This window comes from Psychromarinibacter halotolerans, assembly GCF_029168315.1.
Lineage (GTDB): Bacteria > Pseudomonadota > Alphaproteobacteria > Rhodobacterales > Rhodobacteraceae > Psychromarinibacter > Psychromarinibacter halotolerans.
Window position 1 is genome coordinate 416,505 of the sequence record NZ_JARGYD010000003.1, and the last position, 14,193, is coordinate 430,697.

The window sequence follows — 14,193 nt, forward strand, 5'->3', positions numbered from 1 at the left end:
CCACCTGTCTCCCCGATGCATCACCCAAGATCAACCTCCCGGACGCACAGGTCCTTTTAACCTTTTGTTAACCCTTTCAACCCGACCATGCGCCCGGGGGAAGAGCGGAGGTGGGATGGATATCCTGCGATTGGCACTTTTGGTGCTCGTTCTGGCCCCCCCAGAACGTGGCGGCAGGCGCATGGGCGCGCGGCGAAGGCAACACCTTCGTGGCCCTGAGCTACAAGATCGAAGGCGACCCCCAGACGCTGGGTACGCCAGAGTTCGACACCACGGGTTACACTTCGTTGCTGGTGGAACGCGGTCTGGGCCCAAGGCTTACCTTCGGGCTGGACGCCGGGATCGGCGACGACGGCGGGGGCACCGCCATCGCCTATCTCTCGCGCACCGTGGGCCCGGACGACGGCCCGCACCGCTTCGCCCTTCACGCGGGCGGCGGCACCATGCGGCGGGGCGACACGTCCGAGCTTTTGGCCTATGTCGGCGCGTCGTGGGGGCGCGGGCTGGACACGCGTTGGGGCAGCGGCTGGGCTGCCGCCGATCCGATGCTGTACTACATGACGCAGACCGGGGACGTGGTCGTGAAGACGGACGTGACCGTGGGCATCTCGCCATCGGACAAGACAAAAGTGTTCGTCCAGCTTCAAGCCGGGCAGTACCCTGACGCGGACGCCTACCTGCGGATCGTCCCGTCGATGTCCTACAACATAGGCGAAGGGCGCGACCTTGAAGTCGGCACTCCGATGGGGCTGGTCGGCGGAAACGACGTCGGCCTGAAACTGGGCGCGTGGCTGTCGTTCTGACCCTTCAGCTCCCCGTCGGCCCCCGAGAGGCCCCCGTCACTCCGCCTCGTCAGCCGAAGTCGGCGGCGACCTCGTACATCACCGGCTCGAAACTTTTCGACAGCGCCCCGAACCGGCGGTTGCGTTCGCGCATCTCGGTGCTGCGCAGCATCGCTTGGAAGTCCTCGCGACGTTGCCACTGGCTATAGTTCGCGATCCGCGTCTGCGCGTCGTTGACGTGCAGCCCGGCGGCGATGAAGCCAGGCTGCTTCGAGATGAACGACTCGTAGGCCTCCGTCAGCGCCTCCAGCAGATCCTGGCAACTGCCGGGATTGACCTCGAAGGTGGTGATGACGGTCTGCAACGCCTGGCTTTTGGCGATCTTCACCATGACTTGGCTCCTCCCGTTTTGCCGTGCTTCGGGATTACCTTAGCACATGGACGCAACACTGCGCATGGCGCACGACACGCGCCGCCGTCGAGCCAAGGAAGAAGTCCTGCAGGCCCGGCCGATGCGAGGCGATGACGATCAGGTCGACGCCATTCTTCTCGGCGTAATCGACGATGCTGCGCCCGGCATGACCCTCGACCACCTTCATCGCGATGTGGGCGTCGTCGTGCAACTCGGCCTTCATCCGGTTCATCAGGTTCTCGGTCCGGGTCTTGATATGGTCATCCGGCAGGTACTGCGCGGCAAGGCCCGGAAGCGGTTCGCTGACGTGAAGCGCGGTGATGCGCCCGCCTTCGTCCATCACCTTGGCCGCAACGGCCAGCGCTTCTTCGGGCGTATGTTCGTGGTCAAGCGCCACGGGGATCAGGATGTGCTTGTACATGGCTTTCCTCCACTCGGGTCCATAAGCAAGGATACCGGCGGGGCGGCGGGGAAACCTTGATCCATGTCAGCCACTTCGCCCCTTGCACCCCGCGCCGTGGCCTGCACAGTCCTGTCTCATGACAGACCTGATCCGACCGACCGACGACGAAGCCCGCACCCTTGCCCGCACCCTGCTGGACACGGCCCGGTTCGCGGCGCTTGGCGTTCTGCTTCCCGGAACCGGCGCTCCGATGGTGACGCGCATCGCACTGGCGCGCGACGACCGGGGCGCGCCGCTGACGCTGGTGTCGTCGCTGGCGCAGCACACCGCTGCGCTGAAGGAAAATCCCGCCTGCTCGTTGCTGGTCGGCGAACCCGAGGACCGGGGCGATCCGCTGGTGCATCCGCGCCTGACGCTGCAGTGCACCGCCGCCTTCGTTCCCCGCCCCGGCGACCTGCACGACCGCCTTCGCGCGACCTATCTGCGGCAGGTCCCGAAGGCGAAGCTGTATATCGATTTCGGGGATTTCACGCTGGTCCGGCTGGACATGACCGAAGGCTTCCTGAACGGCGGCTTCGGCAAGGCGTTTCACCTGACGCCGCAGGATCTGTCGCTGAGCTAGACACCGGGGCCGCCACGGCGCCCCCGGTTCGTGTGCAGAACTTCGACCTCAGATCGGCCGGTCCGCGCGTACCGTCACGAAGACCGACCCCCGGCACGGCTCGGGCCAGTTTAGGTTGATCAGGTTGTTGTCGGCCCCCGCGTTGATGTCGACCGACGGCATCGCATAGATCGGCGCGTCCGACCCGTTCAGGATCTCGCCCTTCAGGATCACCGACGACACGGTGCGCGAATTGCCCTCGAACGGCAGGAAGTCTCCGACGTTCAGCGTCCACGTCGCCGCGTCCGACGCCTGATCGAACTCCAACGTCGCCGGGTTCAGCGTCTGCTTGTCCACCGCGTTGAACGTGTTGCCCTCGAAGATCACGTTGCGCGTGCGGAAATAGTCGAGATCGGCGATAGAGTCGTCCACACGGTCGACGCGCTCGATCTCGCCGTTGAAGACCCGGAACGAGTTGCCGATCATCGACAGCCCCTGCACGAAATGGTCCGCGCCATGCGGACGGATCAACAGGAACGGCGTGTCGTAGGAACAGTCGCTGGCCACGAAGATGTTGCCCGTCACGGTAAGGCCGCCGAACGAGAATTCGGACGCGAAATCGGGCTGTGCATCGTGCTCGTTCGTCATCTCGATCCACGAGTTGTCGATGTAGTTGCCGGTGATGACCGAATTCACGTTGGGATAGGTGAACACGATCGCCGCCGTGCGCGGCGCTTCGGTCAGCCCGTCGCCGCCGAAGGTGTGGTTGCCGACGATCAGGTGCCCTGTCCCGTGCAGGACGGCCATGTTGCGCAGCCGCTGGAACCGGTTGTCGCGGATCTTCGCGTCGTTGGCGTTCACGTTGAACCCGATGGACACGCGCGCCGTCGCCGCCACCGCCTGTTCGTCCGAGTAGAACGAGCAGCGGTCGACGTGCAAATCCTGACACCCGGACCCGATAGAGGTGATCCCGCGATGCTTGGGCCGGGTGAAATGCACGTCGCGGAAGTGCATCACCTCTCCCAAGGGCGCGATCATCACCGCGCTGGCGCGGCCGCTGCACTGAAACTCGACATCGGTGACCGTCAGGCGCGACAGCTTGGTGAAGCCGGAAAAGTCCAACACGTACTTGAACCGCGTGAAGGTGAACGTCTGGCTTCCCGCCGCATCGTACAACGGCTGGCTTAGCTCGATCTCTTGCGCGCCGACATCCTTCGACCGCACGTAGACCTCGCGCCCGACCCCGTTGCCCTGCACCAGCGAACCGACCGCGATGCCCGCGACATTCGCGACCCCGGTCAGCCGCGTCGGGTTGCCGGGGGAATAGGTGGCCGCCGAGGTCACGACGTCCTCGTCCCAGTCGGACGAGGCAAGGCAGTTGAACTGGCCGTTGCGGATCACCCGCCGGCTTTCCCACGTGTCCCGGTTCGGCACCGCCGCCTGCATGTCGATCGGCGCGTCCAGCTCGATCCGCCGCCCGCACAGGTCCAGCGATTCATGCTCGCCCGCGTTCAGCAGCGCCTGCCATGCTTTTTCAAACGCCAGCACCTCGTCCCCGAAGGCCGAAAGATACGCGTCATAGTCGAAGCCTCGCCGCAGTATCAGCATGACATCGGCGGCGCAGGTGACCGTCCCCTCGAACTTGACGAAGTTGTCGAAGGTCACATTCTGCTCCAACAGGTACGTCCCCTCGGGCACCAGCACGGTGCGTCCGGCTGCGGCGGCATCCGCAGCAGCGAAGGCCGCGCTGTCGTCGGCGATGCCATCCCCCGCCGCACCGAAATCGCGCACATCGACCACGCCGATCATGTCGCGCAGGAAGGCGCTGGTGATGTCCTCGATGACGATGTCATCAATCCGCACAACGCCACCGTTGGTCCCGGTAAGGTCCAGCCCGAAATGCCCGTAAACCGGCTGCAGACCCCACGCCATGTCCACGCCGCCCCGGCTGCCGGTGCCCACGATCGCGGACACTTCGACGATATCGCCGTATCCTGTCAGCGCCACCGAACCGCCGGTCTCATCCAGACCGCCGACGTGCACGTCGCTTCCGTCACCGGCCCATCCGGCGATGCGGATCGACGGAAGGTTGCCACTGATCGCCTTCACGCGGGCCGAAATCCGCAGGTAGCAGCCGGGCAGGATCGGCGTTTGCCCCATGAACCGCAGCTTTTGCGTCGTCTCGGTTTTCACCAGTTCCAGACACCCGCCAAAGTCGCCGTCAGCCGGAACGAAGGCGGCATTCGGTGCGCCGTCATAGGTGGCCGACCCGGCCGTGCCATTGCCGCTGGACCAGACGTCCAGCCCGTCGGTGAAGGGCGTGGGCATCAGCACCAGGCCGTCGGTAATCACCTTGTTCATCAAGTACCCCTTTCCAAGTCCATCCGGCACGCACCCCGACGCGCGCGGCAGCCCGCAATCGGACCACCGGCGGGCCGCCGGACCCGCAACATGTTGCTCTGTCAGGAAGATCCGGGCCGAGGTGCCCGAAGCGGAAGGGGAGGTATCACGCCCCGTCTGAAGGGCGTGTTAAGCGTCCGGTCGGACGGGACCGTGGAACGGGCGTAACGTCAGGCAGCCACGTCCGGCGCGGGCAGCAGCACGACGCCGTCGATGCGCCAGCCATCGGCGCCCTCGATCATCGTGTACTCCAGCGCGTGAACGGCGCCCCGGGCGTCGGTGATCAGCACGCGCTGAACCAACTGACCGTCACGCTCTTCCAGCGCCAAATAGCGGACGTCGCCCGGCCTCCAGACCATCGGATACCCGCGCTGGACCATCATCCCGAACATCTCGGGAGTCCGGAACAGGCGCTGGATATTGGGCGACGCAAAGCTGAACGCCTCGTCGACGTCATCGGCCTTGAACGCCTCGAACTGCTGGTCGATCACGCCCTGAATTTCGGCATCCTGAGCGTTTGCCGCCGCGGCAAAGGAAAGAAAAATGGCCGTAATGATGAATTTCATGGTCGATCCTCCTTCGTACCTGAAGATACGAAAGGATTGACCGTTCGGTTTCATTCCGCGCGGGAACCTTGTCCGCCAGAGCTACGTTCGTTCGCCATGCCCTATGCTTTCCTTCCCTCCGACGACACGGTCCAGCACGGTGTGCGACGCATCACCCGCCGGCAACTGACCGGCGCGCTCGACGCGCTCGAGTCTCCCGACGACCTGCACAGCGCGATCCACGACGCCCGCAAGGCCTGCAAGAAACTGCGCGGCATGATCCGCCTGATCCGCCCGCACTTTCCTCACTATGGCAAGGAAAACGCGGCCCTGCGCGACGCGGCCCGGCTGCTGTCGGGGGTGCGCGACAGCACCGCAATGATCGAGACCTACGACCGGCTTGCGGCCAACCCCGACTGCGCATTCGACCGCACCGTCGCTGTATCCTTGCGCGACAGTCTGGAAGACAGGCGGGCGGCCGAAGAACAGGACCAGTCCGTGAAAGAAAGCCTGAAGGCTTTTCGCAACGCCCTGTCCGACACCCGCGACCGCGCCGCGAAATGGAAACTGGACAAGGACGGCTTCGCGGCCATCGAAGGCGGACTGGCCGACACCCTCAAGCAGGCGCGGCGATCCATGAAAACGGCGCGGAAAACGCGGGCCGTCGATGACTTCCACACGTGGCGCAAACACGTGAAATACCACTGGTATCACGCGACGCTGCTGCAGAACTTGTGGCCCGGTGCTTTCGAGGCCCGCATCGAAGCGGCCCGGGACCTTGGCGAGTTGCTTGGCCAGCACCACGACCTCGCGAATTTCCAGATCCTGCTGCAGGACCCGACGATGCCCGGCGCGGCGCGGCATGCCCTGTACCCGCCCGCGCGGGACGAGATGCAGCGCTTGGAAGACGAGGCCCTCGCGCTTGGCGCGCTATTGCTGTCGGAAAAGCCGAAGACGGTCGCCAGCCGGTGGAAGACGTGGTGGACGCTCTGGCGCGACACCTGAGCGTCGGAAGCAAGACCCCGCGCGCGCAAGGCGCACGCGGAGCAAAACCCACCCCCGGCTGATTACGTTTTGGGCTTAGCCCGCCTGCAGCGTCCCGTTCAGGCCAGCGTCGATCAGCGCGAGGCTTTCCTCGACACCGTACAACGCAATGAACCCGCCGAAGCGCGGCCCTTGGCTTGCGCCCAGCAGAACCTCGTACAGCGCCTTGAACCAGTCGCGCAGCGGATCGAACCCGTGCGCCTTGCCGACCGCGAACACCATCGACTGCAGCTCTTCCGGGTCCAGCCCGCCGTCCCACGCCTTCAGCCGGTCGCGCAGATCCTCCAGCGCGGCCCGCTCCTGATCGGTGGGGGCACGGAACACCTTCGTGGGCTTCACGAAGTCGTTGTAATAGCGCACCGCATGACCGGCGGCCGCGTCCAGATCCGGATGCGTCTCGGGCGAGGCGTCGGGCGCATAGCGGCGGATGAAGCCCCACATCTGGTCCTTGTCCTCGGCCGACGAGACCGACGCAAGGTTCAGCAGCATCGAGAACGGCACCACCATCTTCGACTCCGGCACATCGCCGTTGTGGATGTGGTAAACCGGGTTCGCCAGCTTCTGCGTCGCGTCCTGATCCGCGTAGGCCCGCAGCTGCTGGTGATACTCGTCCACCGCGCGCGGGATCACGTCGAAGAACAGCCGCTTGGCCGTCTTCGGCTTCTGGTACATGAAATACGACAGGCTCTCGGTCGAGGCATAGGTCAGCCACTCGTCGATCGAGATGCCATTGCCCGACGATTTCGAGATCTTCTGGCCCTTGTCGTCCAGGAACAGCTCGTAGGTGAAGTGTTCCGGCGCCGGGGCACCAAGGATACGGCAGATGGAATCGTAGATCGGCGTGTTGGTGCTGTGGTCCTTGCCGTACATCTCGAAATCGACACCCAGCGCCGCCCAGCGGGCGCCAAAGTCCGGTTTCCACTGCAGCTTCACCTGCCCGCCGGTCACCGGCAGGGTCCATTCGCGGCCATCCTCGTCATCGAAGGTGATCGTGCCTTCCTTCGCATCGACATGCTTCATCGGCACGTACAGCACGCGACCGGTTTCGGGATGGATCGGCAGGAAGATCGAATAGGTCTGCTGCCGTTCGTCGCGCAGCGACTTCAGCATCACCTTCATCAGGTCGTCGTACTTCTCGCAGGCGCGCAGAAGCGTCTCGTCGAACTGGCCCGACTTGTAGAACTCGGTGGCCGAATAGAACTCGTACTCGAACCCGAAGGTATCAAGGAAACGGCGCAGCATCGCGTTGTTGTGGTCGCCGAAGGACGGGTATTCCTCGAACGGGTCGTACACGCTGGTCAGCGGGCGCTGCAGGTCCTCGCGCAGCCGCTCTTGGTTCGGGACGTTGCCCGGCACCTTGCGCATCCCGTCCATGTCGTCCGAAAAACAGATCAGCCGCGTCGGGATGTCCGAGATCAGCTCGAACGCCCGCCGGATCATCGTCGTGCGCAGAACCTCGCCGAAGGTACCGATATGCGGCAGGCCGGACGGGCCATAGCCGGTCTCGAACAGGACATAGCCCTTTTCCGGCGGCGCCTTCTCGTAACGTTTCAACACCCGGCGCGCTTCTTCGAAGGGCCAGGCCTTGGACGTCATCGCGGCTTCGCGCAGATCGGACATGTCGTTCTCTCGATTCTCTGACAGGGGCACCCGGCCCCGGGGACGCCACTCCCTATTGCCCGGGCACCCCGGCGTCAATATTTACGACCCTGAACCCGCTTTCGAAGGATTCCGACTCGTGGATGACAACCAGCTCACCCTCTCGCCCCAGGACAGTCTTGTCGCAGTGATGATCGCGCTTTCGGCCTCCGACCAGAACATCCGGACGGCGGAACTCGTGTCCATCGAATCCATCCTCGACCACATGCCGGTCTTCGCGGACTACGACAAAGACCGCCTCAAACGCGTCTCCACCACGGTTTTCGATCTGTTCGGCGAAGAGGACGGGCTTGACGCCCTGTTCGGCCTCGTCCGGGAAACGCTGCCGGAAAAGCTGTGGGAAACCGCCTACGCGCTGGCCTGCGACGTCGCCGCATCGGACGGCCTGCTGGGCGAGACCGAACTGCAGTTCCTCGCCGAGATCCGCTACGAGCTTCGCATCGACCGCCTGCACGCCGCCGCTATCGAACGCGGCGCGCGCGCCCGCCACATGCAGCTCTGACAGCGACCGAGCCCAGCTAGCCAGGGCCTGGCCCGCGTCCAGATTCTTCTCTTCGAAAATACCTCGGGGGAGTCGCGAAGCGACGGGGGCAGAGCCCCCTCCGCTGGCGGATTCACGCGGTGACGCCGGCGGCGCGCGCAGGCGTCGGACACTCCGAGTGTCAGCCCATCCGCTCGCTTGCGTAGGAGCCAGGCGATGCCGGGAACACCACCGTCTTGTTTCCGTTCAGGAACACGCGGCGGTGGATATGCGCGTGGATCGCCCGCGCCAGTACCTGGCTTTCCACGTCACGGCCAAGCGAAACATAGTCCGACGGCGACTGCGCGTGTGTGACCCGCACCGTGTCCTGCTCGATGATCGGACCCTCATCCAGATCGGCGGTGACATAGTGCGACGTCGCCCCGATCAGCTTCACGCCCCGCTCGAACGCCTGCTTGTAGGGGTTAGCCCCCTTGAAAGACGGCAGGAACGAGTGGTGGATGTTGATGATCCGGCCCGACATCTTCTGGCACATCTCGTCGCTGAGGATCTGCATGTAGCGCGCCAGAACCACCAACTCGGCGCCGGTGTCCTCGACCACGTTCATGATCTGCTTCTCGGCCTCGGGCTTGTTCTCTTTCGTGACCTTGATGCAGTGGAACGGGATGTCGTGGTTCACGACCAGCTTCTGGTAATCCATGTGGTTCGAGATCACGGCCACGATCTCGATCGGCAGCGCGCCGATGCGCCAGCGGTACAGCAGGTCGTTCAGGCAGTGCCCGAACCGCGAGACCATGATCACCACCTTCATCTTCGCGCCCTCGTCGTGGAACGCAAAGTCCATGTCGAAGGATTTCGCGGTCTCGGCGAACCCGGCTTCCAGATCCTGCAACTCGATCCCGGTTTCCGACACCATGCTGACGCGCATGAAGAAATTACCCGTCTCGAAGTCGTCGAACTGCGAGCTGTCGGTGATGTTGCAGCCCTTCTCGGCAAGGTTGGAAGAGATCGCCGCGACGATGCCACGGGTCGTCGGGCAGGTGACGGTCAGAGTGAATTTCGACATTCCGGCTCTCCTGTCGGGTCGGGCCACGCGGGCCATGCAGACTTGTTTTGAATGGGGCTCAGGCCGTCAGGCCGTCGGGCTCGGGCAAATCGTTCGCCCGGCAACAGGCCGTCAGCGTGTTGGCCAGCAGGCAGGCGATGGTCATCGGGCCGACGCCGCCGGGCACCGGCGTGATCGCGCCCGCAACCTCCGACGCACTTGCGAAATCCACGTCGCCCACCAGCCGCGTCTTGCCCTCGCCCCGCTCGGGCGCGTCGATCCGGTTGATGCCCACGTCGATGACGGCGGCGCCCGGCTTGACCCAGTCGCCCTTCACCATCTGCGGCCGCCCCACGGCGGCGATCAGGATGTCGGCGCCACGGCAGACCTCCGGCAGGTCCTTGGTGCGCGAATGCGCGATCGTCACGGTGCAGCTGTCACGCAGCAGCAGCTGCGCCAGCGGCTTGCCCACAAGGTTGGACCGTCCGACGACCACCGCGTTCAGGCCGGACAGGCTGCCCAGCTGGTCGCGCAGCAGCATCAGGCAACCCAGCGGCGTGCAGGACACCATCGCCTTCTGCCCGCTGGCCAGCAGGCCCGCGTTCACGACATGCAGCCCGTCGACGTCCTTCGCCGGGTCGATGCGGGCGACGATGTCGGTTTCGCTCAGATGATCCGGCACCGGGAACTGCACCAGAATGCCGTGCACCGCGGGGTCCGCGTTCAGCCGGTCGATCAGCGCGTACAACTCGGCCTCGGGCACGTCGGCGGGCAGCTTGTGCTCGAACGAGTTCATGCCGACCTCGATCGTCTGCGTCCCCTTGTTGCGCACATAGACCTGGCTGGCCGGGTCCTCGCCCACCAGCACGACAGCCAGACCGGGGGTAATCCCGTGATCCGCTTTCAGCGTGGCGACGCCCGCCGCCACCTTTTCCCGTACCGTCGCCGCAAAGGCCTTGCCGTCGATGATCGTCGCGGTCACGCCGCACCCTCCAGTCTGTGGGCCGCGGTACTCAGCGCGTGCCACAGCGATCCCGCCGCCGAGCGCATGCCGATGACCGCAAGCCGGTCTTCGTCCCGTCGGATAACGAAAACGCCCAGATGTTCAAGGACGGTTCGCGACGCCTTTCCGGGCCGCAGCGTCACGGGGTCAAGATTCACGAGCCGTTCAAGCAGGTCAAGGATCGGACCTTCCCCGGCGTCCGACACGATCTCGACCGCGACCCAGCCATCGGTCTGCTCTGTCACCGAACAGCCCGGAGCGTTGCGCAGGACCTCGGCGGCGAAATCCTCGCGCGGGTCCTCGGGCACCGGCCCCTCGATCATCCACTGTCCCGGGCCGGTCCAGAACGCAGCAACCCCGACGCCCTCGACCCAGTCCCCCGGCCCCGGCAGCGCCAGCCCCATCGGCGCGGGCACGTCCGTGTTCCGGCGCAGGGCGACCGAAGCCAGCGCCAGCCGGTCGTTCTCTGTCAGTGTCAGGACCCCAAAGGTCGCCGTGCGCGGCGCGGCGTCCCCCAGCGCGGTCGTGGGCACAAGATCAGTCACGCAGCCGCTCTCCTTCCGGATCGACGAAATGCGGGCTGACCACCTTCGTCTCTAGGTTCACTCCCGCCAGCGGGTTCGCCGCGATCACCACGTCACCCATGCGGCTGTCGCCTTCTTCAAGAAAGCCCAGCGCGATATAGCTGCCAAGGTGCGGCGAGAAGCAACTCGACGTGACCCAGCCTTGGTCCGTGGCCGTGGTGTGTTCGGCGCCCGGTTCGAACAGGTGCGCGCCCGCCATCACCTGCTGACTTGGATCGACGGGCATCAGCCCCACAAGCCGCCGCCGGTCTTCCGCCAGCCCTTCGCGCCGCGACATCACCGCGCCGATCGAGTCCTTCTTCCCGGACACCATCCGCCCCAGCCCCAGCATCGCCGCCGTGGTTTGTCCGTTGATCTCGGCCGCGACCGCGTGGCCCTTCTCGATCCGCAACACCGCCAGCGCCTCTGTCCCGTAGGGCGTCACGCCAAGATCCTGCCCGCGCTCTGTCAGCCGCTGCATCAGCGCGTTGCCGTATCGGGCGGGCACCGCGATCTCGTAGGCGAGTTCGCCCGAGAACGAGATCCGGAACAGCCGCGCCCGCAGCCCGCCGCAGATGGTCAGGTCGCCGCAGGCCATGAAGGGGAACGCCTCGTTCGACAGGTCGAACCCATCGTCCACCAGCCGCGACAACAGCGTCCGCGCGTTCGGCCCCGCCACAGCGACCTGTGCCCAGGCGTCGGTGGTCGAGATCACCTGCACGTCCAGTTCCGGCCACAGGCACTGGCGCGCGAATTCCATGTTGCGGAACACAAGACCCGCGTTGCCCGTGGTGGTGGTGACGACGAAATGGTCCTCGGCCATCCGGGCGCAGGTGCCGTCGTCATAGACGAACCCGTCCTCGCGCAGCATCAGGCCATAGCGGACCCGCCCGACCTTCAGCGTCGAGATCATGTTGGAATAGATCCGGTCCAGGAACACCGCCGCATCCGCGCCCTGCACGTCGATCTTGCCAAGCGTGGTCACGTCGCACAGCCCCACGCCCGACCGCACCGCCTTTGCCTCGCGGTCGACCGACTGGCGCCAGTGCGTCTCTCCGTCCCGGGGGAAGTACTGCGCCCGCATCCACTGGCCGACCTCGACGAATTCCGCGCCCTGCGCCTTTGCCCATGCGTGCGTCGGGGTCAGGCGGGTGGGCCGGAAATCGGGCCCGGTGTCGCCGCCGCCCAGCACCGACATGGCGACAGGCGTATAGGGCGGACGGAAGATCGTGGTGCCGGTCTGCGGGATCTCCTTGCCGGTCAGTTCCGCCATCACGGCCAGCGCGGTGACGTTGGCGGTCTTTCCCTGATCAGTCGCCATGCCCAGCGTCGTCCATCGCTTCAGGTGTTCGACCGGGCGCATGTTCTCTTTGTGGGCCAGCGCGATGTCCTTGACCGTGACGTCGTTCTGAAAGTCGACCCACGCCCGCCCCCGGCCCGGCACATGCCAGACCGCAGCCTGCGACAGCGGCGCGTCCTCGACCTTCGGAAGTGGAAGCTCGCGCGCCGTAAGGCCCAATGTCTCCAGCGCCGCTCGGGCCTGCGCCGCGCCGTCCGCCAGTGCCGCATGGGTCGATCCGTTCCCGGCGGCAGCCCCGGCAACGGACATGCCCGGCGGCAGGTCGCCCCCCGGCAGAAAGGCAAGGTGATCCTCCGACCAGACCGGCCGCCCCCGGTGGTGCGAGGCAAGGTGAACGTTCGGGTTCCACCCGCCGGATACCCCAAGCGCCGAACATTCCAGCCATTCCGGCCGGCCATTGCGCGTCACCTCGATCGACGTCAGGCCCAGCCTGCCCCGCGTCCCGGTCACCGACGCGCCCGCCATGACCTGATAGCCGCCCAGCCGCGGCGCGTCCTCGCGCGGGTCGATCACCGCCAGAACCGGAACGCCCTTGGCCAGCAGGTCCACCGCCGTGCGGTGCCCGTCGTCGGTACTGGTGAAGATCGCAACGCGTCCGCCCCGCGCGACGGGGCTGACCGCCCACCGGTTCGCATAGGCCCGCATCGCGCCCGCCAGCATGATGCCGGGGCGGTCGTTGTTGCGGAAGGGAATGTGCCGCTCGGTCGCGCCGGCGGCCAGCACCGTGCGCTTCGCGGTGATCCGCCACAGCGTCTGGCGCACCCGGTCGCCCGGCTCGGCAAGGTGATCCGACACCCGTTCAACCGCGCCGTATATCCCGTGATCGTAGGCGCCGAACACCGTGGTCCGCGTCAGCACCCGCACGTTCGGCAGGCTGCCCAACTCTGCCTTGGCAGCGCGGACCCAGTCCGTCGCGGGGGCGTCGTCCAGCGTATGGCTTTCCGCCAAAAGCCGCCCACCCAGCCGGAAATCCTCGTCCGCCAGCACCACGCGGGCACCCGCCCGGCCTGCCGTCAGCGCCGCCGCCAACCCGGCCGCGCCACCGCCGATCACCAGCAGATCGCAGTGCAGGAAGCCCCGGTCGTAGGCGTCGGGATCGGGCTGCATCGACAACCGTCCAAGCCCCGCCGCGTGCCGGATCACGGGTTCGTACAGCTTTTCCCAGAACGCCTTGGGCCACATGAAGGTCTTGTAATAGAACCCGGCGGTCAGGAACGGCGCGAACAGGTCGTTCACGCCCAGCAGGTCGAAACCCAGTGACGGGAAACGGTTCTGGCTGCGCGCCTCCAGCCCGTCGAACAACTCGGCGACGGTGGCCCGCGTGTTGGGTTCTTGCCGCGCACCGCTGCGCAGTTCGACCAAAGCGTTGGGCTCTTCGGACCCGGCGGTCAGAACGCCGCGCGGGCGGTGGTACTTGAAGCTGCGCCCCATCAGCCGCACACCGTTCGCCAATAGCGCCGAGGCCAGCGTGTCGCCGGGATGGCCAAGATAGCGGTGGCCATCGAAGCGGAAGGACAGGGTGCGGTCCCGGTCGATCAGGCCGCCGTCGAGCCGGGTCATGCCGCGCCTCCCTTACCGTAGCGGGCCAGTTCGGCGCCAAGGATCTCGTGGGTGACGGTGTCGCGAGTGACCACCAGCCACGACCGGTCGCCCTGCTCGTGATACCAAAGCTCGCGGTGCACGCCCGCCGGGTTGTCGCGCAGGAAGACATAGTCGCAGAACGCCGCTTCGCCGTCCGCCGGATCGGGCCGGTCCAGCAGGCGGGCGTCGCCGAGATAGGTGAACTCTTGCGCGTCGCGTAGTCCCAGCAAGGGATGGGGGATCAGCATTCTGACACCCCCCGCCCGCACGACGGGGCACGATCTTCTAGAAGAACGTGTCTTTCAGAATTTTCT

Annotated in this window: 14 protein-coding genes; 4 read left to right on the forward strand and 10 right to left on the reverse strand. The window is 65.8% G+C overall.

Going from position 1 to position 14,193, the window contains the following annotated elements; translation table 11 throughout:
* The first annotated feature begins 167 nt into the window (after positions 1–167).
* On the forward strand, positions 168–803 hold the full coding sequence (locus P1K30_RS10575) for a hypothetical protein (protein ID WP_275632692.1): 636 nt from the start codon (positions 168–170) through the stop codon (positions 801–803).
* Positions 804–852: 49 nt separating this feature from the next.
* On the opposite strand, the gene P1K30_RS10580 is transcribed toward P1K30_RS10575, so the two are convergent.
* Positions 853–1,173 carry an antibiotic biosynthesis monooxygenase family protein gene (locus P1K30_RS10580; protein ID WP_275632693.1) on the reverse strand — a complete coding sequence of 107 codons (321 nt, stop codon included), beginning with the start codon at positions 1,171–1,173 and terminating at the stop codon, positions 853–855.
* Between the two features lie 34 nt (positions 1,174–1,207).
* A complete protein-coding gene (locus P1K30_RS10585) occupies positions 1,208–1,615 on the reverse strand; it encodes a universal stress protein (protein ID WP_275632694.1) in 408 nt (135 codons plus the stop codon).
* Positions 1,616–1,733: 118 nt separating this feature from the next.
* On the opposite strand from P1K30_RS10585, the gene P1K30_RS10590 reads away from it, so the two are divergent.
* Positions 1,734–2,219, forward strand: coding sequence for a HugZ family pyridoxamine 5'-phosphate oxidase (locus tag P1K30_RS10590; protein WP_275632695.1), 486 nt, complete (start codon positions 1,734–1,736; stop codon positions 2,217–2,219).
* Between the two features lie 48 nt (positions 2,220–2,267).
* On the opposite strand, the gene P1K30_RS10595 is transcribed toward P1K30_RS10590, so the two are convergent.
* On the reverse strand, positions 2,268–4,559 hold the full coding sequence (locus tag P1K30_RS10595; RefSeq protein ID WP_275632696.1) for a glycosyl hydrolase family 28-related protein: 2,292 nt from the start codon (positions 4,557–4,559) through the stop codon (positions 2,268–2,270).
* Positions 4,560–4,768: 209 nt separating this feature from the next.
* A complete protein-coding gene (locus P1K30_RS10600; protein ID WP_275632697.1) occupies positions 4,769–5,164 on the reverse strand; it encodes a DUF4864 domain-containing protein in 396 nt (131 codons plus the stop codon).
* Positions 5,165–5,260: 96 nt separating this feature from the next.
* Between P1K30_RS10600 and P1K30_RS10605 the strand changes: the two genes are divergently transcribed.
* The gene (locus tag P1K30_RS10605; protein ID WP_275632698.1) at positions 5,261–6,148 is read left to right on the forward strand and encodes a CHAD domain-containing protein; all 888 of its coding nucleotides are present in this window, start codon (positions 5,261–5,263) and stop codon (positions 6,146–6,148) included.
* A 75-nt stretch (positions 6,149–6,223) separates the two neighbouring features.
* On the opposite strand, the gene P1K30_RS10610 is transcribed toward P1K30_RS10605, so the two are convergent.
* Complete coding sequence (locus P1K30_RS10610) at positions 6,224–7,807, reverse strand: lysine--tRNA ligase (protein WP_275632699.1); 1,584 nt, start codon at positions 7,805–7,807, stop codon at positions 6,224–6,226.
* A 169-nt stretch (positions 7,808–7,976) separates the two neighbouring features.
* Between P1K30_RS10610 and P1K30_RS10615 the strand changes: the two genes are divergently transcribed.
* A complete protein-coding gene (locus P1K30_RS10615) occupies positions 7,977–8,348 on the forward strand; it encodes a tellurite resistance TerB family protein (RefSeq protein ID WP_275632809.1) in 372 nt (123 codons plus the stop codon).
* A 160-nt stretch (positions 8,349–8,508) separates the two neighbouring features.
* Here P1K30_RS10615 and purU read toward each other — a convergent pair whose 3' ends face one another.
* From purU to P1K30_RS10640, 5 genes are read right to left on the reverse strand one after another with little or no spacing between them, the layout of a single operon-like run.
* Positions 8,509–9,393, reverse strand: coding sequence for a formyltetrahydrofolate deformylase (gene purU / locus P1K30_RS10620; protein WP_275632700.1), 885 nt, complete (start codon positions 9,391–9,393; stop codon positions 8,509–8,511).
* 58 nt (positions 9,394–9,451) lie between these two features.
* Entirely contained in the window at positions 9,452–10,354 is a 903-nt protein-coding gene (gene folD / locus P1K30_RS10625) for a bifunctional methylenetetrahydrofolate dehydrogenase/methenyltetrahydrofolate cyclohydrolase FolD (protein WP_275632701.1), read from the reverse strand.
* The gene (locus P1K30_RS10630; protein ID WP_275632702.1) at positions 10,351–10,920 is read right to left on the reverse strand and encodes a sarcosine oxidase subunit gamma; all 570 of its coding nucleotides are present in this window, start codon (positions 10,918–10,920) and stop codon (positions 10,351–10,353) included. Before P1K30_RS10630 ends, folD begins: the two co-directional genes overlap by 4 nt.
* Entirely contained in the window at positions 10,913–13,858 is a 2,946-nt protein-coding gene (locus P1K30_RS10635) for a sarcosine oxidase subunit alpha family protein (protein ID WP_275632703.1), read from the reverse strand. The genes P1K30_RS10630 and P1K30_RS10635 overlap by 8 nt, the downstream gene beginning before the upstream one ends.
* Positions 13,855–14,127 carry a sarcosine oxidase subunit delta gene (locus P1K30_RS10640; protein ID WP_275632704.1) on the reverse strand — a complete coding sequence of 91 codons (273 nt, stop codon included), beginning with the start codon at positions 14,125–14,127 and terminating at the stop codon, positions 13,855–13,857. The genes P1K30_RS10635 and P1K30_RS10640 overlap by 4 nt, the downstream gene beginning before the upstream one ends.
* Positions 14,128–14,193: the final 66 nt, after the last annotated feature.